Origin of the sequence: Cobetia amphilecti, from assembly GCF_032923285.1 — a bacterium.
GTDB classification, from domain to species: domain Bacteria; phylum Pseudomonadota; class Gammaproteobacteria; order Pseudomonadales; family Halomonadaceae; genus Cobetia; species Cobetia amphilecti.
Map to the genome: position 1 here is coordinate 3,978,608 of NZ_CP136695.1, position 25,444 is coordinate 4,004,051.

General features: G+C 62.5%; 15 protein-coding genes and 3 tRNA genes. 3 read left to right on the forward strand and 15 right to left on the reverse strand.

Annotation, left to right across the window (positions count from 1 at the left end):
- Positions 1 to 183 precede the first annotated feature (183 nt).
- Entirely contained in the window at positions 184 to 450 is a 267-nt protein-coding gene (locus R1T44_RS16810; protein ID WP_284726907.1) for an OadG family protein, read from the reverse strand.
- Positions 451 to 706: 256 nt separating this feature from the next.
- On the opposite strand from R1T44_RS16810, the gene R1T44_RS16815 reads away from it, so the two are divergent.
- Complete coding sequence (locus R1T44_RS16815; protein WP_317292956.1) at positions 707 to 1,765, forward strand: tRNA dihydrouridine synthase; 1,059 nt, start codon at positions 707 to 709, stop codon at positions 1,763 to 1,765.
- Between the two features lie 330 nt (positions 1,766 to 2,095).
- On the opposite strand, the gene R1T44_RS16820 is transcribed toward R1T44_RS16815, so the two are convergent.
- The 9 genes from R1T44_RS16820 to R1T44_RS16860 all read right to left on the reverse strand — a co-directional run bounded on the left by R1T44_RS16820 (position 2,096) and on the right by R1T44_RS16860 (position 10,313).
- Positions 2,096 to 2,172, reverse strand: a tRNA-Arg gene (locus R1T44_RS16820).
- A 96-nt stretch (positions 2,173 to 2,268) separates the two neighbouring features.
- Positions 2,269 to 2,345, reverse strand: a tRNA-Arg gene (locus tag R1T44_RS16825).
- 22 nt (positions 2,346 to 2,367) lie between these two features.
- A tRNA-Ser gene (locus R1T44_RS16830) sits at positions 2,368 to 2,460 on the reverse strand.
- Between the two features lie 463 nt (positions 2,461 to 2,923).
- Positions 2,924 to 3,115, reverse strand: a complete 192-nt coding sequence (csrA, locus tag R1T44_RS16835) for a carbon storage regulator CsrA (RefSeq protein ID WP_043332937.1) — start codon at positions 3,113 to 3,115, stop codon at positions 2,924 to 2,926.
- A 358-nt stretch (positions 3,116 to 3,473) separates the two neighbouring features.
- Positions 3,474 to 4,721 (reverse strand): aspartate kinase, encoded by a 1,248-nt coding sequence (locus tag R1T44_RS16840; protein WP_284726905.1) that lies wholly within the window; start codon positions 4,719 to 4,721, stop codon positions 3,474 to 3,476.
- A gap of 109 nt (positions 4,722 to 4,830) precedes the next feature.
- Positions 4,831 to 7,434 carry an alanine--tRNA ligase gene (alaS, locus tag R1T44_RS16845; RefSeq protein ID WP_054556500.1) on the reverse strand — a complete coding sequence of 868 codons (2,604 nt, stop codon included), beginning with the start codon at positions 7,432 to 7,434 and terminating at the stop codon, positions 4,831 to 4,833.
- 242 nt (positions 7,435 to 7,676) lie between these two features.
- Positions 7,677 to 8,321: a regulatory protein RecX gene (locus R1T44_RS16850; RefSeq protein ID WP_378080276.1), complete on the reverse strand. Its 645-nt coding sequence runs from the start codon at positions 8,319 to 8,321 to the stop codon at positions 7,677 to 7,679.
- Between the two features lie 172 nt (positions 8,322 to 8,493).
- Positions 8,494 to 9,561, reverse strand: coding sequence for a recombinase RecA (gene recA, locus R1T44_RS16855; protein WP_043332943.1), 1,068 nt, complete (start codon positions 9,559 to 9,561; stop codon positions 8,494 to 8,496).
- Positions 9,562 to 9,776: 215 nt separating this feature from the next.
- On the reverse strand, positions 9,777 to 10,313 hold the full coding sequence (locus R1T44_RS16860) for a CinA family protein (protein WP_378080278.1): 537 nt from the start codon (positions 10,311 to 10,313) through the stop codon (positions 9,777 to 9,779).
- A 166-nt stretch (positions 10,314 to 10,479) separates the two neighbouring features.
- Between R1T44_RS16860 and mutS the strand changes: the two genes are divergently transcribed.
- Together mutS and fdxA are read left to right on the forward strand one after the other, a co-directional pair.
- On the forward strand, positions 10,480 to 13,059 hold the full coding sequence (gene mutS, locus R1T44_RS16865; protein ID WP_284726904.1) for a DNA mismatch repair protein MutS: 2,580 nt from the start codon (positions 10,480 to 10,482) through the stop codon (positions 13,057 to 13,059).
- Between the two features lie 299 nt (positions 13,060 to 13,358).
- Entirely contained in the window at positions 13,359 to 13,682 is a 324-nt protein-coding gene (gene fdxA / locus R1T44_RS16870) for a ferredoxin FdxA (protein WP_043333067.1), read from the forward strand.
- Between the two features lie 1,262 nt (positions 13,683 to 14,944).
- Here the strand turns inward: fdxA and eno are convergent.
- The 5 genes from eno to gltB form a co-directional block, all read right to left on the reverse strand.
- Positions 14,945 to 16,234 carry a phosphopyruvate hydratase gene (gene eno / locus R1T44_RS16875; protein WP_043332946.1) on the reverse strand — a complete coding sequence of 430 codons (1,290 nt, stop codon included), beginning with the start codon at positions 16,232 to 16,234 and terminating at the stop codon, positions 14,945 to 14,947.
- A 102-nt stretch (positions 16,235 to 16,336) separates the two neighbouring features.
- Positions 16,337 to 17,188 (reverse strand): 3-deoxy-8-phosphooctulonate synthase, encoded by an 852-nt coding sequence (gene kdsA, locus R1T44_RS16880; protein ID WP_317292312.1) that lies wholly within the window; start codon positions 17,186 to 17,188, stop codon positions 16,337 to 16,339.
- 131 nt (positions 17,189 to 17,319) lie between these two features.
- Positions 17,320 to 18,960, reverse strand: a complete 1,641-nt coding sequence (locus tag R1T44_RS16885) for a CTP synthase (protein WP_043332948.1) — start codon at positions 18,958 to 18,960, stop codon at positions 17,320 to 17,322.
- 194 nt (positions 18,961 to 19,154) lie between these two features.
- A complete protein-coding gene (locus R1T44_RS16890) occupies positions 19,155 to 20,570 on the reverse strand; it encodes an FAD-dependent oxidoreductase (RefSeq protein WP_043332950.1) in 1,416 nt (471 codons plus the stop codon).
- A 77-nt stretch (positions 20,571 to 20,647) separates the two neighbouring features.
- A complete protein-coding gene (gltB, locus tag R1T44_RS16895) occupies positions 20,648 to 25,099 on the reverse strand; it encodes a glutamate synthase large subunit (protein ID WP_043332951.1) in 4,452 nt (1,483 codons plus the stop codon).
- Between the last annotated feature and the right edge of the window lie 345 nt (positions 25,100 to 25,444).

Here is a 25,444-nt window from a genome sequence, read left to right on the forward strand (position 1 = left end):
TATTGTGGATATCGAGTTCTGCGCGCTGCAGGCAGCCTGTTGCGTCAGCCTGCAACACAGAATATTGCACTCGGGGGGAGGTCTACCCACCGTACTGCTCGTGATAGAATCGCCGCCTGCTACTCTTGGCAGTGGTCAGACGCTCGGCAGAGCCCAGACGCTATCGGCGAAGCCGCGAGAGCGTCAGTGCCTGTGCTGGTCCTGCCGGAAGCGGTGAATCGCCGCGGCCATGACGGCCGTCAGTTCGCTGTCGTCCCCTGCCGCAGGTGCCGGGGCAGCCGGCGCCCGCGCAGCACCTGGCGCAGCGGGCACTGGTGCAGGCGCGAAGCGATCCACCAGCCTGGCCATCGCCATCATGGCGACCACCAGCAGACTTAGAAACACGAACACGAACCCCATCCCGAACACCATCAGGTTCAAGCCTTCACCGAGCAGATCATTCTCTTGCATGCCAGTGTCCTCGAGTCTTTCTCGTTATCGAGCCGCACTACGGCGCAGCGCCTGCGCTGAACGCCAATGTCTTCGGTCACGCCGGACACGGCACGACGGATAGGCTCCGCCGCCGATAGCCTCTGTCGGTATGCCCATGCAGCTGCATTCAATGCTTGTTGGTCGCTCTAAAGTGCCTGATTCCACGGCAATTGCAATGACACCATCGTTGACCCCACAGGCCCTCGCGCGGGCCGGCCGCATCGGCATCGCGCCGATGGAAGGCGTGATAGATGACATCACGCGCGAATGTCTCACCGGCCTTGGCGGCTACGACTGGTGCGTGACGGAATTCGTGCGCGTGACCCACGTCAAGTTACCGCCGCGCGTCTTCAAGCGCATCTGTCCGGAGCTGCTCGACGCCTCCCCGACACAGACGGCACGAACACGACACGAGACCCCGGTCGCCCTGCAGCTGCTGGGGGCCGACCCCGAGGCACTGGGCATCAATGCCCGCGTCGCGGCGCGTCTGGGTGCGCCAAGCGTCGATATCAATTTCGGCTGCCCGGCCAAGACCGTCAACCGACATGATGGTGGCGCGGCACTGCTGCGCTCGCCGGAACGTGTCTTCCGCGCGGTGGAAGGCGTGCGCAAGGCACTCGAGGGGACGGGCGTGCCGGTCACCGCCAAGATTCGTCTCGGCTTCAATGATCGGCGCCTGGCGCTGGCCTGCGCTCAGGCGGCAGAGGCAGGCGGTGCGACTCAGCTGGTGGTGCATGGGCGAACCAAACAGGAAGGCTATCGCCCTCCGGCGCACTGGGAATGGATCGGCAAGATCACCTCCGAGCTCTCCATTCCGGTGGTCGCCAATGGCGATATCTGGGATATGCACTGCTACTGGCGGGCGCGCTCTCTATCCGGCTGTCGCGATGTCATGCTGGGGCGTGCCGCCCTGGCTGACCCCTTCCTGGCGGCGCGCATCAAGCATTGGCAAGCGACCGGCGAGCTGCTGCCCGAGACGGACTGGACACAGCGTGCGCAGGTGCTGCTCTCCCATGCCGAGCGCTGCGCCCACCTCCCCGACAAGGTGATGGTGCCGCTGCTCAAGCAGTGGATGAACATGATGCGCCAGAGCGGCAACGCGGAAGCCGAAAGCCGTTTCCAGGCCATCAAGCGTCACAAGGGGCGCGCCGAGTTCTTCACCGGCCTGGTTGCCGGCACTGCGCTGGAGCTGGCGCCAAGCCTTTTGACGTCGGTGACTCGCATGCCGGAACCGGCTCAAGTACCAGAATCGCCTCAGACATCGGAAGCGGATGCCGCGACCACCCCGGCCTGAGCCTGAACTGGAACCTGAGCCGGAACCGAAACCTGAACATCAGCACCGGCCAACACCCGATCCGTTCGCTGCCCCGATCAGTGAACAAAAAAAGGGCGCCCCTCGCGAAAAGGGCGCCCTGGCGATCGTCCGCCCGAAGGCGTGACATCACAGTCAAGGAAAGCGGTAGAACACTCAGATCGTCAGCAATGCGGGGATCGGCGCCGTGCAGGCGGCGATCACTCGGCACTGATCTTGCCTCATAGCCTGGCTCAATAGCCTGGCTTCTTTCATTGCCTGACTTTTCTTCAGACGAAGAAAAACCCGCTTCAGTGAAGCGGGTTTTTCAATTGGCGCGCCCTGGAGGATTCGAACCTCCGACCGCCTGATTCGTAGTCAGGTACTCTATCCAGCTGAGCTAAGGGCGCATAAACCTTGAAATCTGTGGCCTGAGCATTTCAAATGACTTCAGGACTTTATCGTGCGAGTACTGCGTCTTTCCAACTTCATGTCTTGCGTGGCAGTGGCGCGCCCTGGAGGATTCGAACCTCCGACCGCCTGATTCGTAGTCAGGTACTCTATCCAGCTGAGCTAAGGGCGCATCTTACTGCATTTGTACCTAATGGCGGAGAGAGAGGGATTCGAACCCTCGATAGGGCTATAAACCCTATACTCCCTTAGCAGGGGAGCGCCTTCAGCCACTCGGCCACCTCTCCTCATCAGGTACGGCGCATATCTTACTCATTTGATTGGGCTTTGTCCAGCCCCTGTGTCGATTTTTTGGCTTCGATGCTGAACATCTCATCACCACTCGACAACAGGCTCGAGGCTGCGCGCCCCCAAGCAATCTCCCCGCATGAACCAGAACATGACGATGGCTAGCCTGTCGTCGCGTCTCGTTCGAGGGAGCGGGCATATTACCGAACCAGAATCGGCTTGTCTCCCCCTTTTTGAGAAAAAAGCCAAATTTTTCCCTTACGGAACACAGACTTGAACAAGCCGCCCTCTCATCACCCCGCATGAGCCGCTGCTCATGGAGGTAAGTACGCCGTTGTTCATGAGCTAAGCGGGCCGCCCTCGCCTGCGCCAGGCCCACACACGCGAACGCCAGCCATGGGGACAATGGCTGGCGTTCATCGGGTCGTGCAGGGTCGTGCGACGTGCAGGCGCAGCATGCCGTCAGGCGATGGCATCGCCATTGTCTTCTTTCTCACGCTGGATGCGCTGATAGATCTCTTCTCGATGGACGGCAACGTCCTTGGGCGCGTTCACACCGATACGCACCTGATTACCTTTCACTCCGAGAACGGTGACAGTGATGTCGTCTCCGATCATCAGAGTTTCACCCACTCTACGGGTCAGGATGAGCATGACTGATCTCCTTGTCAGAAATTCAAAACAGCTGGGACTTCAACGGGATGTGGAGGCGGCGATCGACCGGGACAAGTCGACCACCCTGATGCATGAAGCTCGAATTATGCGCTATGCATGCTCCGACGGCCAATGCCATACCTTCATCACACCCGATAGACACGTTGAATGAAAGCGCCCGATGCACAGACTGACATTCAGAAGAATGACAGAAAATGCATCGGGCGCTATCGACTTCACGTGCCGCACGTCTGCCAGACCAATATCCCCGGCCTGGGCACCGACGCTTCACGACTTGGGCAAGTCATTGATTGTCGGTGTCTTTACGACTTCCTTGCTGCACGCTCCGTGGTGAGACTCAGGCAGTCTCGTCGCTGATCGCTTCTGCATCCAGCCCGAAAGCAGTGTGCAGAGAGCGAACCGCCAGCTCCATGAATTTCTCGTCGATCAGGACGGAAATCTTGATCTCTGAAGTGGAGACCATGCGGATATTGATGCCTTCTTCCGCCAGTACGCGGAACATCTTGGAGGCGACACCGGCGTGAGAACGCATGCCGACACCGACCAGCGAGACCTTGGCGATGTTGTCATCACCGCGCATCTCGCCACCACCGACGGACGGAATCACCGTCTCGGTCAGGATGCGCTGGGTCGCCTTGAAGTCGGTCTTGGCGACGGTGAAGGAGAAGTCAGTGGTATTGCCGTCCGGAGAGACGTTCTGGACGATCATGTCGATTTCGATGTTGGAATCGGCGATCGGGCCCAGAATCTTGGAAGCGACACCCGGGATATCCGGCGTATTGAGCAGAGTCAGCTTGGCTTCGTTGACATTGAAGGCGATGCCGGAGATCAGCGGTTCTTCCATGTTGTCTTCTTCCTCAGCGACGATCAGGGTACCCGGGCCATCCTCGAAGGAAGACAGCACACGCAGGGGAACATTGTACTTGCCGGCGAATTCCACCGAACGGATCTGCAGGATCTTGGAGCCCAGGCTCGCCATTTCCAGCATTTCCTCGACGGTCACCGTTTCCAGACGACGTGCCTTGGAGCACACGCGCGGGTCAGTGGTATAGACACCATCGACATCGGTGTAGATCTGGCACTCATCCGCCTTCAGTGCGGCAGCCAGGGCGACACCGGTGGTGTCAGAGCCACCACGACCCAGCGTCGTGATGTTGCCCTCTTCATCGACACCCTGGAAGCCTGCCACCACGACCACCTTGCCATCGTCGAGGTCTTCACGCAGGTCATTGGTATCGATGTGCTGGATACGCGCCTTGGTGTGCGCGCTATCGGTGCGGATTCCCACCTGCGCCCCTGTGTAGGAGGTCGCGTCGACGCCGATCTTCTGCAGCGCCATGGCCAGCAGGGAAATGGTGACCTGCTCGCCAGTGGAGACCAGCATGTCCATCTCGCGCGGTGTCGGGTCATCATTGATCTCGCTGGCGAGACCGATCAGTCGGTTGGTCTCGCCACTCATGGCAGAGACGACCACGACAATCTGATGGCCTTCATCGCGGAATCGCTTGACCTTCTCGGCGACGGCCTTGATCCGCTCCACCGAGCCGACCGAAGTGCCTCCGAACTTCTGAACGTATAGCGCCATGTGCGTTTCCGTTATCCGTGTCCGTTTGCGTTGTCCCCACATGAAGCTCATGTGAGCCCAAAAAGAGGCCGGGTCTCCCCAAGAGGAGCCCGGCCTTCATCTTGTACTGTCAGCCCAGCTGGGCGTCTACCCATGATGGCACACCGGCCAGTGCGCCCGGAAGCGAGGCGGCGTCACTGCCACCGGCCTGGGCCATGTCAGCACGACCGCCACCCTTGCCGCCGACCTGCTCGGCCACGTGACGCACCAGGTCACCCGCCTTGACGCGCGAGGTCAGGTCGTCGGTGACACCGGCGATCAGGCTGACCTTGTCACCGTCCGCGACGCCGAGCACCAGGATGCCGGAGCCGAGCTTGGACTTGAGGTCATCCATCAGGCCGCGCAGCTCCTTGCCGGAGACGCCTTCGACCTGCTTGGCCAGCACCTTGATGCCCTGGACATTGGCGATGTCGCTGAGCATGTCGCTGGCCGAAGCGGAGGCCAGCTTGGCCTTGAGGCGCTCAAGCTCCTTCTCGAGGCCGCGGTTGCGCTCCAGCAGGCTGCCGACGCGCTCCTCGACCTGCTCCGGCTTGGCCTTGAGACGCTCACCGAGGCGAGCCAGAGTCGCTTCCTGCGCGAGCAGGAAGTCACGCGCGGCGCGACCGGTGATGGCCTCGATACGACGCACGCCGGATGCGATGCCGGTCTCGGCGAGAATGTGCATCTGGCCGATGTCGCCGCTGCGCTTGACGTGAGTCCCGCCGCACAGCTCGATGGAGAAGGCATCCTGACCGATGGTCAGCACGCGGACTTCCTCACCATACTTGGCATCGAAGAGCGCCGCTGCGCCGCGCGCCTTGGCCTCATCGAGGCTCATGAACTCGATGGTGGTCTCGGCGTTGGCCAGGATCTGCGCGTTGACGATGCGCTCGACCTCGGACAGCTGCTCGGCCGTCATCGCCTCAAAGTGGCTGAAGTCGAAGCGCAGACGCTCGGCCGTGACCAGCGAGCCCTTCTGCTGAACGTGCTCACCCAGCACCAGACGCAGCGCTTCGTGCAGCAGGTGCGTGGCGGAGTGGTTGCGCACGGAAGCCGCGCGCAGCTCGGCATCGACCTGCGGACGCACCTTGTCACCGACCTTGAGAGCGCCTTCGATCAGCACACCGTGGTGCAGGTGATGGCCGGTCTGCTTCTGGGTATCGCTGACCTGGAAGCGGCCGCCATCCAGATGCAGATAACCGGTGTCACCGGCCTGGCCACCTGACTCGCCGTAGAACGGGGTGGTATCGAGTACCACGATGCCCTTGGTGTCCACCTCGAGCTGCTCGACAGCATTGCCTTCGGCGTCGAACAGCGAGGTGACGGTGGCTTCCCCTTCCAGCTGGTCGTAACCGGTGAAGACGGTCTCGCCTTCCAGCACCAGGTTGGCGGAGTAGTCGCCGCCGAAGTTGCTGGCGGCACGGGCGCGATCACGCTGTGCTTCCAGGGCCGCCTGGAAACCTGCCTCATCGAGGATCAGCTCGCGCTCGCGGCAGATGTCGGCGGTCAGGTCATAGGGGAAGCCGTAGGTGTCGTAGAGCTTGAAGATGGTCTCGCCGTCGAGGGTATTGCCCTCGAGGCCAGCGATGGCTTCTTCCAGAAGCTTCATGCCGTGTTCCAGCGTACGCGCGAACTGCTCCTCTTCCTTGAGCAGCACACGTTCGATCTGCTCGCGAGCGGCGCGCAGTTCCGGATAGGCATCGCCCATCTCGCTGTCCAGAGCCGCGACCAGCTTGTAGAAGAAGCTGCCACGCGCCCCCAGCTTGTGGCCGTGACGCACGGCGCGACGGATGATGCGACGCAGCACGTAGCCACGGCCTTCGTTGGACGGCAGCACGCCATCGGCGATCAGGAAGGCGCACGAGCGGATGTGGTCAGCCACCACGCGCAGTGACGGCGTGGCGATATTGTCGTGACCGATGATCTCGGCCGCGGCGGCCAGCAGATTCTGGAACAGGTCGATCTCGTAGTTGGAATGCACGCCCTGCATCACGGCCGCGACACGCTCCAGACCCATGCCGGTATCGATGGACGGCTTGGGCAGCGGGTGCAGCGTGCCCTCGGCGTCACGGTCGAACTGCATGAAGACCAGGTTCCAGATCTCGATGTAGCGATCGCCATCCTCGTCCGGGCTGCCCGGCGGGCCACCGGCGACATCTTCGCCGTGGTCATAGAAGATCTCGGAGGACGGGCCACACGGGCCGGTGTCGCCCATCTGCCAGAAGTTGTCCTCGTCGAGACGCGAGAAGCGGTTCTGATCGATGCCGACCTCGTTGAACCAGATGTCACGGGCTTCGTCATCGCTGACGTGCACGGTGACCCACAGCTTCTCCTTCGGCAGGCCGAGTTCTTCGGTCAGAAACTTCCAGGCGAACTGGATGGCTTCGCGCTTGAAGTAGTCGCCGAAGCTGAAGTTGCCCAGCATCTCGAAGAAGGTGTGGTGACGGGCGGTATAGCCGACGTTGTCCAGGTCATTGTGCTTGCCACCGGCGCGCACGCAGCGCTGCGCGGAGGTCGCACGGCTGTAGCCACGCGGGTCACGGCCCAGGAAGACATCCTTGAAGGGCACCATGCCGGCGTTGGTGAACAGCAGAGTCGGGTCGTTGTTCGGCACCAGGGAGCTGGTGGGAACGATGGTATGGCCCTGCTTCTCGAAATAGGTCAGGAAGGCGTTTCTGATTTCTGCGCTTTTCATAGAGGTTCCGTAGCGATGTGCGTAAAGACGCTCCGGGGGTCTTCTGCATGACTTCCGCATGGTTTCTGCATATTCATCCATGTGGGTATGCATGGAGGTGCAATGAAAAGCATGAAAGAAGGCGCCTGCCCCGTGCCGTCGCAAGACGACCTAGTATAACGCCTGTTCGCGCAAGCTAAAGGGGGGGAAATGTCTTGAAGCGCCGGTTTGCGCGTCATGAGAGCCAAACAGTTGCCCGCCAGCTAGCCTTCTTCGCCCTCATCACTCCAGGCGGACTCCATGGCATAGCGCAGCTGCTCATAGTCGAAGCCGCGCTGGAGCAGAAAGCGTTCGCGCCGTGCGCGCTCCTTGTGCCCCTCGCCGGGGCCGGAGAAGCGCCTGGCCAGCGTCTCCCGCGCCAGTTCGAAGAAATCCACCGCCTCGACATGACCGAAGGCATCCGGCGTCGGGTCACTGGCGGCACGCATCACGGCATTGAGCGTCTCGCTATCGATACCACGCTGGCGCAGCTCCTGCTGGATACGCCTCGGCCCCTGCCCGCGCAGCACTCGCGTCCGCAGGAAGCTGGCGGCAAAGCGCTCATCGGATTGCAGGCCCTCCTCGGCCATGCGCTCCAGCACCTCCTCGATCAGCAGCTCGACCTCATCGCGACTCAAGGCCGCCTGTGCGCCCTCCTCGCCCGCGGCTTGCCGCTCTGCCAACTCGTCATCGCTGACCGCCCGCAGGTAGTCACGCTCCTTGAGATAGTCGTGCAGCTCGCGGCGGCTATGCTCGCGGCGCGCCAGGCGCGCGATGGCATCATTGCGCGCACGCCGTTGCGGCGTCATCGCGCCTGAGTCGAGCGGTTGATACTCAGGCCCACCCATTTCAGCGCTGTCATCGTGCATGGTCATGCTCCCCGGGGTTGAGCAGAAGGACATCGATGGACGTGAACGCAAGGCGCCCGCCTCCGAGTCATCGGGGCGGGCGCCTTGGGATCATCTCACCGGGTCGGAAACGACACGTTGAGATGACGCCAGCCTGGCGGCTGGCGCTCTTGCTCTTTCTTCTGGACGAACCTCAATCGAGATCGATATCCAGGTCGTCTTCACTCTCGGCGGCCGCGGTCTCTTTCGGCTCTTCCTTGGCTTCCGGCGCTGCCAGCAACTGGGCACGAATCTGGGTTTCAATCTCCTCCATGATGGCGGGATTGTCTTCCAGGTACTGGGCGGAGTTGGCCTTGCCCTGACCGATCTTGCTGCCCTGATAGCTGTACCAGGCGCCGGACTTGCCGACCAGACCACACTGCACGCCCAGGTCGATCACCTCACCGGCGTGATAGATGCCCTTGCCGTAGAGAATCTGGAACTCGGCCTGACGGAACGGCGGTGCGACCTTGTTCTTGACGACCTTGACGCGGGTCTCGTTACCGGTGACTTCATCACCGGACTTCACGGAACCGGTACGACGGATATCCAGACGCACACTGGAGTAGAACTTCAGTGCGTTACCGCCAGTCGTGGTTTCGGGGCTACCGAACATCACGCCGATCTTCATGCGGATCTGGTTGATGAACACCACCATGCAGTTGGCGTTCTTGATGTGACCGGTCACCTTGCGCAGTGCCTGGGACATCAGACGCGCCTGCAGGCCGACGTGAGAGTCGCCCATCTCGCCTTCGATCTCGGCACGCGGCGTCAGTGCCGCCACGGAGTCGACGATGATGACGTCAACACCGCCGGAGCGTACCAGCATGTCGACGATCTCGAGCGCCTGCTCACCGGTGTCCGGCTGGGAGACCAGCATCTCGTCCAGATTGACGCCCAGCTTCTCGGCGTAGGACGGATCCAGGGCGTGCTCGGCATCGATGAAGGCACAGACCTTGCCCTGCTTCTGCGCCTGAGCGATGACCGAGAGGGTCAGTGTCGTCTTGCCCGAGGATTCCGGGCCATAGATCTCGACCACGCGCCCGAAGGGCAGGCCGCCGATGCCGAGTGCGATATCCAGCCCCAGAGAACCGGTGGAAACCGACGGGATGGCCACACGCGGGGCATCGCCCATGCGCATGACGGCGCCCTTGCCGAACTGGCGCTCGATCTGGGACAGCGCCGCGTTCAGCGCCTTGGTACGATTGTCGTCCTTTGCCATGTGGCCTCCTGTCGAACGGCGGAGCCACACGGGCTGCCACCTGGAATAGAGAATTCTGTCACCGGGAGCTGAGCAGACACCGTCAGACTAGCGGCTGAGGTGTCGTGGCAAAACCCTGTATACATGGACAGTATAATGCCGCAAGTTGCGTCACTCTGCCAGTCCGGTGATGCGCTTTTTCAGGCAGCACCCTCAACGCGGGGCTTGCATCGGGCTCATGCGTGTTCGGTGCCGATCTGCAAGGCCTCCACGCGCTCGATCAAGCCCTGCAACGCTTCCCGCACCGCGGCGTCACGCACGGCCTGCCGATCACCGGGAAAGTGACAGCAGCGTGCCTGCTGGCGCGTCTCGCTCCCCCACGCCAGCCACACGGTGCCGACGGGCTTCTCGTCACTTCCTCCGCCGGGGCCGGCTACACCGCTGATCGCCACCCCCAGCTCAGCGCCGCTTTCGCGACAGGCGCCCCGTACCATCTCGCACACGACTGCCTCGGAGACGGCACCGAATGTTTCAAGCGATGCCTCACTGACCCCCAGCAGGCGCTGCTTGGTGGCATTGGAATAGGTCACGTAGCCCGCATCGAAGTAGCTGGAGCTGCCGGCAATCGCCGTGATCGCGGCACTCACCCCGCCCCCGGTGCACGACTCGGCGGTGGTGACGCGCACGCCGCGCGCGACTGCCAGCGCCTGCAACTGCTCAGCCAGGGCATTCGCGCACGCAGCCTCAGGGGTCGTACCAGTCAATTGGCTCACGAACTTTCTCCTTGTGGAGGTCATCGGGTGAAAAGGGCAGCGAGCCTGAGACATCACAGGCATTGGAGCCGGCCGCGCCAGTCCGTAGAATATCGCGCATCCCGCATGCCGTGCTCTCGCATGTGTGCTTTTTCCCATTGCAGTGCAGTCAAGGAAGTCCATGGCCATGGCCAAGAACAGCGCGCCCCAGATGACGCCGATGATGACGCAGTACATGAAGATCAAACGCGAGCACCCCGGCGTGCTGCTGTTCTATCGCATGGGTGACTTCTATGAACTGTTTCATGAGGACGCCAAGCGCGCAGCACAACTGCTCGATATCACGTTGACGGCGCGCGGCAGCTCCGGTGGCTCACCGATTCCCATGGCAGGGGTGCCCTACCACAGCGCCGAAGGCTATCTGGCACGCCTGGTCAAGATGGGCGAATCGGTGGCCATCTGTGAGCAGATCGGTGACCCGGCGACCAGCAAGGGGCCTGTCGAGCGCAAGGTGGTACGTATCGTCACCCCGGGAACGCTGCATGATGAGGCGCTGCTGGATGCCAGCCGCGACAACCTGCTGGTGGCGCTGCACCGTGATGGCGAGACCTGGGGCCTGGCCGCTCTCGAGCTCTCCTCCGGTCGCTTCAGCGTGCTCGAGGTCAATGGTGATGACGAGTTGCTGGCCGAGATCCAGCGTCTGTCGCCTGCCGAAGTCATGGTCGGCGAAAGCCGTACCCTCCCCGCCAGCCTGGCCTCGCGCCCGGGCCTGACCCGCCAGAGCGATTGGCACTTCGATCACGAGACTGCCTTGCGCCTGCTGTGCGATCAGTTCGGCGTCCAGGACCTCAACGGCTTCGGCTGCAGCCACCTGACGCGCGCCGTCACGGCAGCCGGTGCCTTGCTCGACTACGCTCGCGACACCCAGCGTACCGGCCTGCCCCACGTGACCGCGCTGGCCGTCGAGAGCCGCGATGACACGGTGGTGATCGATGCCGCCAGCCGTCGCAACCTCGAGATCGATACCAACCTGGGCGGCACCAGCGACAACACGCTGGCCAGCGTGCTGGACGTCACCGCGACCGCGATGGGCTCACGCCTGCTCAAGCGCTGGCTCAACCGCCCGCTGCGCGATCAGCTCCAGATCGGCCAGCGTCAGGCGGCGGTGCAACGTCTGCTGGATGGCGACTATCCCTTCGAACTGCAAGGTCTACTCAAGCGCATCGGCGATGTGGAGCGTATCCTCGCCCGTGTCGCGCTGCGCAGCGCACGCCCCCGTGACATGGCGCGCCTGCGCGATGGCCTCAACACCCTGCCCGAGCTGCGCGCCGTGCTCGCCAGCGTCGAAAAAGGCAGCGCCATCGATGACCTGCGCGATGCCATCCGCCTGTTCCCGGCACTTTCCGCAATGCTCAGCGAGGCGCTGGTCGAGAATCCGCCGGTGGTGCTGCGCGATGGTGGCGTGATCGCCGATGGCTACGACGATGAGCTGGACGAGTATCGCGGCCTGTCCGAGAACGCCGGCCAGTATCTGGTCGCACTCGAGACCCGCGAGCGCGAGCGCACCGGCCTGAGCAACCTCAAGGTCGGCTACAACCGCGTGCATGGCTACTTCATCGAGCTGCCGCGCTCGCAATCGGCCGAGGCCCCGCCGGAATACATCCGTCGCCAGACCCTCAAGAATGCCGAGCGTTTCATCATCCCCGAGCTCAAGGAGTTCGAGGACAAGGCGCTGTCCGCCAAGTCCAAGTCACTGGCGCGCGAGAAGCTGCTGTACGAGCACCTGCTGGACGACCTGAATACCGAACTGGATGGCTTGCAGCAGACGGCCCGCGCACTGGCGTCACTGGATGTACTGACCGCCTTCGCCGATCGCGCCGCCGCACTCGATTTCGTGCGCCCCGAACTCAGCGAGACCCCGGGCATCGATATCGAAGGCGGACGCCACCCGGTGGTCGAACATGTCAGCGATCATCCCTTCGTCCCCAACGATGTGCGCTTCGATGATGCGCGGCGCATGCTGGTGATCACCGGCCCCAACATGGGCGGTAAATCCACCTACATGCGCCAGACGGCACTGATCGCTCTGCTCGCGCAAACCGGCAGCTTCGTGCCGGCGTCGCGCGCCTGCATCGGCCCGCTGGACCGCATCTTCACGCGCATCGGCTCATCGGATGACCTGGCCGGCGGACGCTCGACCTTCATGGTCGAGATGACAGAAACCGCCAGCATCCTGCACAACGCCACTGACGAAAGCCTGGTGTTGATGGATGAAATCGGCCGTGGCACCTCGACCTTCGATGGCCTGTCACTGGCATGGGCCAGCGCCGAGCATCTGGCGCGCACGCGTGCCTTCACCCTGTTCGCGACCCATTACTTCGAGATGACGGCGCTGCCCGAGCATGCCGATGCCGTCGCCAACGTGCACCTGACGGCCGCTGAGCACGGCGATGGTATCGTCTTCATGCACCGCGTCGAGGAAGGCCCTGCCAGCCAAAGCTATGGCCTGCAGGTGGCCCAGCTGGCCGGGGTGCCGCAGAGCGTCATCCTGCGGGCACGCGAGAAGCTGACCAGCCTGGAGCAGCAGGAAGTCGATCGTCCGCAGGTGGCGCGCGAGGATGCGCTGGGCCAGCCGGTACCGCAACAGAACGACCTGTTCGCAGCACCGCCGCATCCGGTCGTCGAAGCCCTCAATGGCCTAGACCCGGATGATCTGAGCCCCAAGCGAGCGCTGGAGCTGATCTACGAATGGCACCGTCAGCGCTGAGCGCCGCCACACCGAGCCAGCGTTGGTGCGCCCGGCCCGAGAATGAGTGGCAAGGCCCGAGAATGAGTGGCAAGGCTCGAGAATGAGTGGCAAGGCTCGACAGCAACCTTCGGGCATAGCACCATTCCAAAACGATCCGCCCCTGCTGATTGCGGGGGCGGCAGAGCGCCACTAGAATAACGCCTTATAACATCTGCGCCGCTTATAACCTGAAGACCATGATGTCGCCGAGACGACACATGGTGGGCGCCTGGACCACGACCTACGAGAGAGACGCCAATCCGCGTCAGGAGACCTGCATGGCATTCATCGTCACCGAGAACTGCATTCGCTGCAAATACACCGACTGCGTGGAAGTCTGCCCGGTGGATTGCTTCTACGAAGGCCCGAACTTCCTGGTGATCAACCCGGATGAGTGCATTGACTGCGCGCTGTGTGAGCCGGAATGCCCCGCCGAAGCCATCTTCTCCGAAGATGAAGTGCCGGAGAACCAGAAGGAATTCATCGAGCTGAATGCCGATCTGGCCGAAGTCTGGCCGAACATCAGCGAGAAGAAGGACGCCATGGAAGACGCCGAGAAGTGGGATGGTGTCGATGGCAAGCTTGAGTATCTGGAGCAGTAAGCCCCTCAAGCAAACCGCATCTCGCGTGGCAAGTGGCTTGCCCGCCCTGACCGGGCAAGCCCGGCTCTCACGACAGAAACGGCAGCGATTCCCTCGGGAGCCGCTGCCGTTTCTGTCTCTGATGCCGAAAGTCGGCGCCTGAAGTCGGTGCCTCAAGCTCATGTCAGGAGCTCAGCCCTCTGACATCCGGGCATAAAAAAGGGCGACCCCGTAAGGTCGCCCGCTCCAAGCGTGTCCCTGTCGATCCATCCTGGATCGCACTCCTGAGTGCTGTCCCTGCCCTTCACGACGTCCTGTCATTCGGGGCGCACCGTCACGCGTGGCGGGCATTGCAGCACTGCTCGCGCAGCTGTCCCACCGCAATGCCCGTTAGTGCATATATTTGCCTGTCCTGCTGTCCTGCCCATGCATTGCCCGGCGTCCTGCCTGTACCGCTCCCTGCCTGTGCAGCTGACAGCCTCACGACATTCCTTGTCCGACCATCCTTGTCGTGGCTTCCTGCCACTTGATGCTGCCGCTGTCTGCCCCATCATTCCTGACGCGGATGATGTCCCGTCATCCGTCACTTCCTGTGAAGGGCAAGCTTCCTGACTGCATATCAGAGCCTGGGGCTCTTCGACACTCCGTGTCGTTATCGTGCTTCCTGCCTGTGTGGCGCTTCCCATCGCCGACGGATCATCCTGATCCAGACACACTCCGGTGTCATGCCTGCCATCCTTGCTTCCCTGGCATCTCTCGCCTGACTCCTTCAAGCGAAGATATGCAGCTCTCTGCTACCGACGTCCATGTCAGGTCCTTTTCCGCCGAGCGTCCTGCTCAGCGGGGCGAAACGTCCTGTCTCGCCATCAAGTCTTTTCTGATCATCCCGTTGGCATCCTGCCGAGACTGCGGTGTCCCGCCGCACCCTCACGTCCATGCAGCCATTCTGGGCAGCATTCGCCGGCGAGGCAACTAGCCAAACCGCTTAACCCGCTATACCTGAACAGGCCGTCAAAGAAAATATATTCAATAAAATCAAATAGATACTGAAGAACATACGTTCATATCCGCAGGCGACTCGCAGCCAGTGTCTCGATTGTCCTGCGGGATTTGTAAGAGATGGCTTACACGAAATCAGTGCCTGAAAGCGGCCTGTTTCCTGCATCCCTCTCAAACGTACGCAATCATCGCCTGCAATGCACAACGGGGCCGTGCCAGAAGGCACGACCCCGTTGCAAGTTACCTCTGCGATGCTGGGCGCTGAGCCCTCACATCACAGGCGATTACTGACCCTTGATCTCTTTCAGGCCGTTGTAAGCCACGTCACCCAGCTGCTGCTCGATCACCAGCAGTCGGTTGTACTTGGCGACACGGTCAGAGCGGCACAGAGAGCCGGTCTTGATCTGGCCAGCACAGGTACCGACGGCGAGGTCGGCGATGGTGGTGTCTTCGGTCTCGCCACTGCGGTGGGAGATGACCGCGGTGAAGCCGGCGGCCTGCGCCATCTTGATCGCATCCAGGGTCTCAGACAGCGAGCCGATCTGGTTGAACTTGATCAGGATGGAGTTGCCGATGCCTTCATCGATACCACGGCTCAGGATGCGCGTGTTGGTGACGAACAGGTCGTCGCCGACCAGCTGCACCTTGTCGCCCAGCTCGTCGGTCAGCATCTTCCAGCCTTCCCAGTCGGACTCATCCATGCCGTCTTCGATGGAGACGATCGGATACTCCGCGGCCAGGCCGGCCAGATAGTCGACGAAACCACGTGCGTCGAAGCTCTTGCCTTCGCCGGACAGGTTGTACTGACCGTCCTTGTAGAACTCGGAAGACGCGCAATCCAGCGCCAGGGTCACATCGGTGCCCAGGGTGTAGCCTGCATCGCTGACGGCCTGCTTGATGACGGCCAGTGCTTCGGAGTTGGACGCCAGGTTCGGTGCAAAGCCACCTTCATCACCCACGGAGGTGCTCAGCTCGCGACCCTGCAGCACCTTCTTCAGCGCGTGGAAGATCTCGGCGCCGGTGCGCAGTGCTTCACGGAAGGTCGGCGCGCCGACCGGCTGGACCATGAACTCCTGGATGTCGACATTGTTGTCGGCATGCTCACCGCCGTTGATGATGTTCATCATCGGCACCGGCATGGAGTACTGGCCCGGCTGGCCGTAGAGCTCAGCGATGTGAGCGTAGAGCTCGATGCCCTTGGCCTGCGCTGCCGCCTTGGCAGCCGCCAGAGAGACGGCAAGAATCGCGTTGGCACCCAGCGATTCCTTGTTCTCGGTACCGTCCAGCGCCAGCATGGCATCGTCCAGCGCGCGCTGGTCGAGTGCATCCATGCCCACGAGGCGCTCGCGGATCGCGCCATTGACGGCTTCGACTGCCTTCAGCACGCCCTTGCCCAGATAACGGCTCTTGTCGCCATCACGCAATTCCAGCGCTTCACGCGAACCGGTGGAGGCACCGGAAGGAGCGCAGGCACTGGCGCGTTGGCCACCTTCCAGCACGACCTCGGCCTGTACGGTCGGGTTACCACGGGAATCGAGCACCTCAAGGGCGCGGATTTCGACGATATTGGCCATCTTGTGTCGTCCTCTACACGGGGGATTGAAACACCACGACGGGCATCTTGCCCATAGTGCAAAAAGGCCGCTCACACAGGGGTGAACGGCCAGTAGTCCTGCTCAACGAATGTCCAGCGGCGCGAAGCCCTTGACCAGCGCATCCAGCGATTGCAGCTGGCGCAGGAAGGGTTCGAGCTGGTCCAGCGGCAAGGCGCAGGGACCGTCACACTTGGCGTTGTCCGGGTCCGGATGCGCTTCGAGGAACAGACCCGCCAGCCCCAATGCGACACCGGAGCGTGCCAGATCGAAGACCTGCTCACGACGGCCGCCAGCGGAATCGGCTCGCCCGCCCGGGCGCTGCAGCGAGTGGGTGACATCGAACAATACCGGCAGGCCGCTATCCTTCATCTCGGCCATGCCGAGCATGTCGACCACCAGGTTGTTGTAACCGAAGCTGGAGCCACGCTCGCACAGCAGAATCCGGTCATTGCCCGCTTCACCGCACTTGGCGACGATATGGCGCATCTCGTGCGGCGCGAGGAACTGCGGCTTCTTGACGTTGATGACGGCGCCGGTGCGCGCCATGGCCACGACCAGGTCCGTCTGCCGCGCCAGGAAGGCCGGCAGCTGGATGACATCGGCCACTTCCGCCACGGCCGCCGCCTGATGCGACTCATGCACGTCCGTGATGATCGGCACACCGAAGCGCGACTTGATCTCGGCCAGAATCTCGAGTCCCTTCTCCATCCCGGGACCGCGGTAGGAGTGCATGGAGCTGCGATTGGCCTTGTCGAAGCTGGCCTTGAAGACGTACGGCATGCCCAGACGTGACGTCACTTCGACGTACTGCTCGGCGACTTCCAGCGCCAACTCCCGCGATTCGAGCACGTTCATGCCACCGAAAAGCGTCATCGGACGATCGTTGGCGACTTGCAGACCCGCAAAATCGATCACGCGTTGTTCGTTGCTCATCTCTGCACCGTCCATCAAATCGTTGTCCATCGGCAGTCTGCCTGAGGATGCTCTGGCGAACATCAAGACATGCAACCACCGCGGAGAAGACCTACGGGCGCCACCCGAGGTGGCGCCCGCTCAACACCCTATCACTCGCCGCGAGTACGCGCCGCCTTGTGATTGAGCGCGGCATTCACGAAGCCGGTGAACAGCGGATGGCCATCACGCGGCGTGGAGGTGAATTCCGGGTGGAACTGACATGCCACGAACCACGGGTGATCCGGCAGCTCGACCATCTCGACCAGCGAGTTGTCGACGCTGCGACCGGAGAAGATCAGGCCCGCTTCTTCCAGGGCCGGCACGAACTGGTCGTTGACCTCATAGCGGTGGCGGTGACGCTCGACGATCTCGTCGCTGCCGTAGGCCTGATGCGCCTTGGAGCCGTTGAGCAGGCTGCAGGCCTGGCCGCCGAGACGCATGGTGCCGCCCAGATCAGACGCCGCGTCGCGGGTCTCGATCTTGCCTTCCGGCGTCAGCCACTCGGTGATCAGACCGACCACCGGGTGCTGGGTGTCATGGGTGAACTCGGTGGAGTTGGCATCGCTCCAGCCCGCCACGTTACGCGCGAACTCGATGACGGCAACCTGCATGCCCAGGCAGATGCCCAGATACGGCACCTTGTTCTCACGCGCGAAGCGCGCAGTGGCGATCTTGCCTTCCACGCCACGCTCGCCGAAGCCGCCCGGTACCAGCACCGCGTCCTTGCCGATCAGACGGTCGGTGCCGTTGCGCTCGATCTCCTCGGAGTCGATGAAGTCGACGTTGACCTTCACACGCCCCTGGATACCGGCGTGGATCAGCGCCTCGTTCAGCGACTTGTAGGCGTCGAGCAGCTCCATGTACTTGCCGACCATCGCGATGTTGATGGTCTTGAGCGGGTTGAGCTTGGCGTCGAGCACCGCGACCCACTCGGACATGTCGGCCTCTTTGGCCTCCAGGCGGAACTTGTCACAGACGATCTCGTCGAGGCCGGCTTCGTGGAGCATCAAAGGAATGCGATAGATGGTGTCGGCATCCTGCAGGGAGACGACGGCACGCTCTTCGACGTTGGTGAACAGCGAGATCTTGCGACGCTCGCTTTCCTCGATCTCGACTTCGCTGCGGCAGATCAGGATATCCGGCTGGATACCGATGGAGCGCAGCTCCTTGACGCTGTGCTGGGTCGGCTTGGTCTTGGTCTCGCCGGCCGTCTTGATGTACGGCACCAGCGTCAGGTGCATGAAGAGCGCACGCTCGCCACCCAGCTGCGCACGCAGCTGACGGATGGACTCCAGGAACGGCAGCGACTCGATGTCACCCACGGTACCGCCGATCTCGACCAGTGCGACGTCATAGCCTTCACCGCCGGCGATCACGCGACGCTTGATCTCGTCGGTGATGTGCGGGATGACCTGCACCGTTCCGCCGAGGTAGTCACCGCGGCGCTCCTTGCGCAGCACGTGCTCGTAGACGCGACCGGTGGTGAAGTTGTTGCCCTGGGTCATGCGCGAGCGGATGAAGCGCTCGTAGTGACCGAGGTCGAGGTCGGTTTCCGCGCCATCTTCGGTGACAAAGACTTCGCCGTGCTGGAACGGGCTCATGGTGCCCGGATCGACGTTGATGTACGGATCCAGCTTGAGGATGGTGACCTTGAGGCCACGGGCCTCGAGAATAGCCGCCAGCGAAGCGGATGCGATGCCCTTGCCAAGCGAGGACACAACGCCGCCCGTCACGAAGATAAATCGTGTCATGGAAACCTGCCGAAAACGTGAGCTGTAGGAGAGATCCGGGGGAACGGATCAGGATGGGTCGCCAGTCTAGCGGAAAGGCTGCTCCGGCTCAATTTGAATGCCACCACCTGCCCATCTCGCGTCGCCATCCGATGCACCCGCCATAACGCATCAGACCCGCCGTGGCGGGCCTGATGCGTGACGTCACATGACCTTTACACTTCCAGGAAATCAAGAATCCCTTCAGCGGCACGGCGACCTTCATCGATGGCGGTCACCACCAGATCGGAACCGCGCACCATGTCACCGCCAGCGAAGACCTTGGCATTGGTGGTCTGGAAGGCATGACGCTCGGCGCTGGTCGCGATGCGGCCACGCTCATCGACGGCGATGTCGAAGTCGGCGAACCACGGCGCAGGGCTTGCCTGGAAACCGAAGGCCACGACCACGGCATCCGCCGGCAGAATCTCTTCAGAGCCCGGCACCACTTCCGGACGCTGACGGCCATTGGCATCCGGTTCACCCAGACGGGTGCGCACGACCTTGACGCCTTCGACCTTGCCATCGCCGACCACTGCCACCGGCTGACGGTTGAAGAGGAAATCGACGCCCTCTTCGCGGGCATTGGTCACCTCACGGCGTGAGCCCGGCATGTTGGCCTCGTCACGACGGTAGGCACAGGTCACGCTTTCCGCGCCCTGGCGGATGGAGGTGCGGTTGCAGTCCATCGCGGTATCACCGCCGCCGAGCACCACGACCTTCTTGCCTTCCATGGAGACGTAATCCGCCGGGTCCTTCTCGAAGCCCAGGCAGTGATTGACGTTGGCGATCAGGAAGTCGAGCGCCTTGTGCACGCCCGGCAGATCCTCGCCCGGGAAGCCGCCGCTCATGGCGTTGTAGGTCCCCATGCCAAGGAAGACGGCATCGTATTCCTCGAGCAGCGCATCGAAGGTCACATCACGCCCGACCTCGACGTTGAGACGGAACTCCATGCCCATCTCTTCGAAGATCTCGCGGCGACGCGTCATCACGCCCTTCTCGAGCTTGAACTCCGGGATACCGAAGGTCAGCAGACCGCCGATTTCCGGATGGCGATCATAGATCACTGGACGCACGCCATTGCGCACCAGGATATCGGCGGCACCGAGACCCGCCGGGCCTGCACCGATGATGGCGACGCGCTTGTCGGTCCAGCTGACCTTGGACATGTCGGGGCGCCAGCCCATCGCGAAGGCGGTGTCGGTGATGTACTTCTCCACCGAGCCGATGGTGACGGCACCGAAGCCGTCATTCAGGGTGCAGTCGCCCTCGCAGAGACGGTCCTGCGGGCAGACGCGACCACAGACTTCCGGCAGCGAGTTGGTCTGGTGCGAAAGCTCGGCGGCTTCGAGGATGTTGCCCTCGGAGACCAGCTTCAGCCAGTTGGGAATGTAGTTGTGTACCGGGCACTTCCACTCACAGTAGGGATTGCCACAGCCCAGGCAGCGATGTGCCTGGCTGGCGGCTTCTACCGGCTTGAACTCGGCATAGATCTCGTTGAACTCACGTGCGCGCACGCGAGCATCTTTCTTCTGCGGGTCCTGACGACCCACATCGATGAACTGGAAGTCGTTGGCGAGCTGATTGGCCATGATGAATCCTCCTTCAAAATCCGGGCACCGTCGCGGTGCGGGCCCTCACCCGAGGCATGCTGGGGTGAGGGATGCGATCACTCCGGCTGACGCCGTGACTGGTCCAGCAGGCCGTTGAGGCTTGCCGCCTTCGGCTTGACCAACCAGAAGTGACGCACGAAGTCAGGGAAATCACGCAGGATGTCGCGCCCGCGTTCGGAGCCGGTCTCGGCCACATATTCCTCGATGACTTCGCGCAGATGGCGACGATAGGCCTCCATGGCTTCGGTATTGATGCGGTGGATTTCCACCAGCTCGTGGTTGTACTTGTCGACGAAGTCGCGATTCTCGTCCAGCACGTAGGCGAAGCCGCCGGTCATGCCCGCACCGAAGTTGACGCCTGTCTCGCCCAGCACGCACACCAGACCGCCAGTCATGTACTCACAGCAGTGGTCACCCGCGCCTTCGATCACGGCGTGCGCACCGGAGTTACGCACCCCGAAGCGCTCGCCGGCGGTGCCCGCGGCATACAGCCTGCCACCGGTCGCGCCGTACAGGCAGGTGTTGCCGATGATGGCAGTCTTGTGGCTATCGAAGCGCGAACCACGCGGCGGCACGATGGTCAGCTTGCCGCCGTTCATGCCCTTGCCGACATAGTCGTTGGCGTCGCCTTCCAGATGCATCTCGAGTCCGTGCGCGTTCCAGACACCGAAGCTCTGGCCTGCCACACCGGTCAGGCTGACCTTGAGCGGCGAGCCTGCCAGCCCGGCCTCGCCATAGCGCTTGGCGATTTCACCTGAGACACGCGCGCCCACCGAGCGATCGCAGTTGGTGACATGGAAGCTGAACTCGCCACCGCTGCGGCTGTCGATCGCCGACTCCATCGCGGCCAGCATCTCGAGGTTCTTGGCACCGGGATCATGCGGCTCGTTGCGGCTGACCTGGCAGAACTGCGGCGCGTCCTTGGGCACGAAGTCATTGCCCAGCAACGGCGTGAGGTCGAGACGACGCTGCGCGTTGGTCTCACCTTCCAGCACTTCGAGCAGATCGGTACGACCGATCAGGTCGGTGATCTGACGCACACCCAGCAGTGCCATCAGCTCGCGCACTTCCTCGGCGATGAAGCGGAAGTAGTGCTTGACCATCTCGACGGTGCCGCGGAAATGCTCGTCACGCAGCGCCTGGTGCTGGGTCGCGACACCGGTGGCACAGTTGTTCAGGTGACAGATACGCAGGTACTTGCAGCCCAGTGCGACCATCGGCGCGGTACCGAAGCCGAAGCTCTCGGCGCCCAGGATCGCGGCCTTGACCACGTCCAGGCCGGTCTTGAGGCCGCCATCCGTCTGCAGACGGATCTTGTGACGCAGCTGGTTGATGCGCAGCGCCTGATGCACCTCGGGCAGCCCCAGCTCCCACGGGGAACCGGCGTGCTTGATCGAGGTGATCGGGCTGGCCGCGGTGCCGCCGTCATAGCCGGAGACGGTGATCAGGTCGGCGTACGCCTTGGCGACACCGGTGGCGATGGTGCCGATCCCCGGCTCGGAGACCAGCTTGACCGAGACCTGCGCCGACGGGTTGACCTGCTTGAGATCGAAGATCAGCTGCGCCAGATCCTCGATGGAATAGATATCGTGGTGCGGCGGCGGAGAGATCAGTGTCACCCCCGGCACGGCGTAGCGCAGACGTGCAATCAGGTCGTTGACCTTGCCGCCCGGCAGCTGACCGCCTTCACCGGGCTTGGCGCCCTGGGCGACCTTGATCTGCAGTACCTCGGCATTGACCAGGTACGCCGGCGTGACACCGAAGCGACCGGAGGCGATCTGCTTGATCTTGGAGGAGCGCACGGTGCCGTAACGCGCCGGGTCTTCACCGCCTTCACCGGAGTTGGAGCGCCCACCGGCCTCGTTCATGGCCTGGGCCAGCGCTTCATGTGCCTCGGGAGACAGGGCGCCAAGCGACATGCCGGCGCTGTCGAAGCGCGGCAGCAATGACTCGACGGACTCGACTTCCTCGATCGGCAGCGGCTCGGCGACCGGCTTGAGGGTCAGCAGGTCACGAATGGTCGCCACCGGACGCTCGTTGACCAGGCGCGCGAATTCCTTCCACTTGCCGTAGTCACCCTGCTGCACGGCCTGCTGCAGCTTCACCACCACATCCGGGTTGTAGGCGTGGTATTCGCCGCCATGCACGTACTTGACCAGCCCGCCCTGCTTGATGCGCTTGCGCGGCAGCCAGGCTTCACGGGCCAGCAGCTCCTGCTGGAACTGCAGCTCGGCAAAGCCGGCGCCTTCGATGCGCGAAGCCATGCCGGTAAAGCACATGTCCATGACTTCACTGTTGAGGCCGACCGCCTCGAACAGCTGCGAGCCACGGTAGGAGCCGATGTGCGAGATGCCCATCTTGGACAGGATCTTGTAGAGGCCCTTCTGCATGCCCTTGCGATAGTTCTCGCGGGCATCTGCCGGGTTGCCGGACAGCTCGCCGGTGCGATGCATGTCAGCCATCACCTGATAGGCAAGGTACGGGTAGACCGCCGTGGCGCCCACCCCGAACAGCACTGCCATCTGGTGCGCGTCACGCGCATAGCCGGTCTCGATCACCAGGTTGACGCGCGGGCGCAGGGCCAGTGCACCGAGGTGATGATGGATGGCGCCAGTCGCCAGAGCGGCGTGGATCGGCAGCTGCCCCTTCTTCAAGCCACAGTCGCTGAGTACCAGGATCACCTTGCCATTGCGCGCCGCTTCCTCGGCCTGCTGGCAGAGGCCCTTGAGCGCCTGCTTGAGGGAGTCCTGCGCCGGATCGTAGTGCAGCTTGAGCGTCTGCGAGGTGAAGGCCGGATCTTCGTGATTGACCAGCGCATTGAACTTGCGCGGTGACAGCACCGGCGTGGTCAGGATCAGGCGATGCGCGTGCTCCGGCGTCGCGTCGAAGATGTTGAGCTCGGCGCCACAGCAGGTCTCCAGCGACATCACGATCGCTTCGCGCAGCGGATCGATCGGCGGATTGGTGACCTGGGCAAACTTCTGACGGAAGTAGTCGGTCAGCACGCGGTTCTGGCGCGACAGCACGGCCATCGGCGTGTCATCGCCCATGGAGCCGACCGCCTCCTGACCGCTCTCGGCCAGCGGGCGCAGCAGCTGATCGCGCTCCTCGAAGCTGACCTGGAACATCTTCTGGTAGACGTCCAGCTGATCGGCATCCATCGGCTGGAAACGCGCCAGCTCGGTCAGTGCAGACTCGAGATAGTTGGCGTTCTCTCGCAGCCAGCGCTTGTAGGGATGTGCGCCCTTGAGGCGCTCGCTGACCTGATCGGTGTGCAGCACTTCACCGGTCTCGGTATCGACGCCCAGCACCTGACCCGGCCCGACGCGCCCCTTGGCGACGACATCTTCCGGCTTGTAATCGTAGGTGCCGATCTCGGAGGCCAGGGTGATGAAACCATTGCGCGTGATGACCCAACGCGCCGGACGCAGGCCGTTGCGGTCCAGCATGCACACGGCGTGGCGACCGTCGGTGAGCACGATGCCCGCCGGGCCGTCCCAGGCCTCCATGTGCATGGAGTTGTATTCGTAGAAGGCACGCAGATCGGAGTCCATCTGCTCGACGTTCTGCCATGCCGGCGGCACCATCATGCGGATGGCGCGATAGATATCCATGCCACCGGTCAGCAGGACTTCCAGCATGTTGTCCATGCTGGAGGAATCGGAGCCGACAGTGTTGACGATCTCGTCCAGCTCGGCGATCTCGGGCAGCTGCTCGGAGACGAAGTTTTCCTTGCGCGCGTTGGCCCAGCCGCGGTTGGCCTCGATGGTATTGATCTCGCCGTTGTGGGCGAGGAAGCGGAACGGCTGGGCCAGCGGCCAGCGCGGCGCGGTGTTGGTCGAGAAGCGCTGGTGGAAGACACAGATCGCGGTCTCGAGGCGCGGGTCGCCCAGGTCCTTGTAGAAGCGCGGAAGGTCTTCCGGCATCACCAGGCCCTTGAAGGAGATGACCTTGCCGGAGAGCGAGCAGACGTAGAAGTCCTCTTCGCTCTTCAGCGCCTGCTCGGCATAGCGACGCGCCATGAACAGATCGACATTGAAGGCGATGTCGGTGCGCTCGTCGGCAGCGCCGACGAAGACCTGACGGATGCGCGGCAGGCAGTCGCGGGCCATCGGGCCGCACACGCTGTCATCTACCGGCATGTCGCGCCAGCCCAGCACCTCGAGATTGCGCGCGCTCAGCGCCGACTCGAAGGCGTCACGCGCGGACTGTTCACGCGCATCATCATCAGGCAGGAAAAGCGTGCCGACGGCATAACGGGCGCCCAGTTCCAGCCCGAGGGTTTCTCGAGCGATCTGGCGCATGAAGCCGTCCGGCATCTTGAGCAGCAGGCCACAGCCATCGCCGGTCTTGCCGTCAGCGGCAATCCCGCCACGGTGGGTCATGCAGGTCAGGGATTCAATGGCGGTCTGCAGCAGTTCGTGGCTCGCCTGCCCTTCCATATGGGCGATCAGACCGAAGCCGCAGTTGTCGCGGAACTCTCCCGGATGGTGGAGACCTTTGTTCATGGGGCGTGCCTCACGGAGAAATCATGTGTCCAGATGCTTTTTTTCAAGCATTTTCCCGGTTATAGTTATCGGTTATCTTTATTTTTATACCTGCCGATAGTGGCGCCATCAGTGTCGCTACACGACGCCAGATTTCCCTCGAGCATATCCCCCAGCTTCCCGCCTGCGCAATTCTCCACAGGTCGCCCATCGACCAAAAAAACCTGACAAAACCGAAGGTTAGAAGAACCTTCAACCAAAAAACCCTGTAGGCTCAAGCGCTTAGCGGGTAGACATGCCTCATGAATTTCGCCTTGCAACTTTAGTATTGGTTAAATAAAAAACAGCGTTTTTATTCGATTTACC

Bases quoted from the DNA above. Each gene is read 5' to 3' on its own strand.
- R1T44_RS16810 (WP_284726907.1), bottom strand. From the start codon at position 450: ATGCAAGAGAATGATCTGCTCGGTGAAGGCTTGAACCTGATGGTGTTC.
- R1T44_RS16815 (WP_317292956.1), top strand. From the start codon at position 707: ATGGAAGGCGTGATAGATGACATCACGCGCGAATGTCTCACCGGCCTT.
- csrA (WP_043332937.1), bottom strand. From the start codon at position 3,115: ATGCTCATCCTGACCCGTAGAGTGGGTGAAACTCTGATGATCGGAGAC.
- R1T44_RS16840 (WP_284726905.1), bottom strand. From the start codon at position 4,721: ATGGCGCTATACGTTCAGAAGTTCGGAGGCACTTCGGTCGGCTCGGTG.
- alaS (WP_054556500.1), bottom strand. From the start codon at position 7,434: ATGAAAAGCGCAGAAATCAGAAACGCCTTCCTGACCTATTTCGAGAAG.
- R1T44_RS16850 (WP_378080276.1), bottom strand. From the start codon at position 8,321: ATGCACGATGACAGCGCTGAAATGGGTGGGCCTGAGTATCAACCGCTC.
- recA (WP_043332943.1), bottom strand. From the start codon at position 9,561: ATGGCAAAGGACGACAATCGTACCAAGGCGCTGAACGCGGCGCTGTCC.
- mutS (WP_284726904.1), top strand. From the start codon at position 10,480: ATGGCCAAGAACAGCGCGCCCCAGATGACGCCGATGATGACGCAGTAC.
- fdxA (WP_043333067.1), top strand. From the start codon at position 13,359: ATGGCATTCATCGTCACCGAGAACTGCATTCGCTGCAAATACACCGAC.
- eno (WP_043332946.1), bottom strand. From the start codon at position 16,234: ATGGCCAATATCGTCGAAATCCGCGCCCTTGAGGTGCTCGATTCCCGT.
- kdsA (WP_317292312.1), bottom strand. From the start codon at position 17,188: ATGAGCAACGAACAACGCGTGATCGATTTTGCGGGTCTGCAAGTCGCC.
- R1T44_RS16885 (WP_043332948.1), bottom strand. From the start codon at position 18,960: ATGACACGATTTATCTTCGTGACGGGCGGCGTTGTGTCCTCGCTTGGC.
- R1T44_RS16890 (WP_043332950.1), bottom strand. From the start codon at position 20,570: ATGGCCAATCAGCTCGCCAACGACTTCCAGTTCATCGATGTGGGTCGT.
- gltB (WP_043332951.1), bottom strand. From the start codon at position 25,099: ATGAACAAAGGTCTCCACCATCCGGGAGAGTTCCGCGACAACTGCGGC.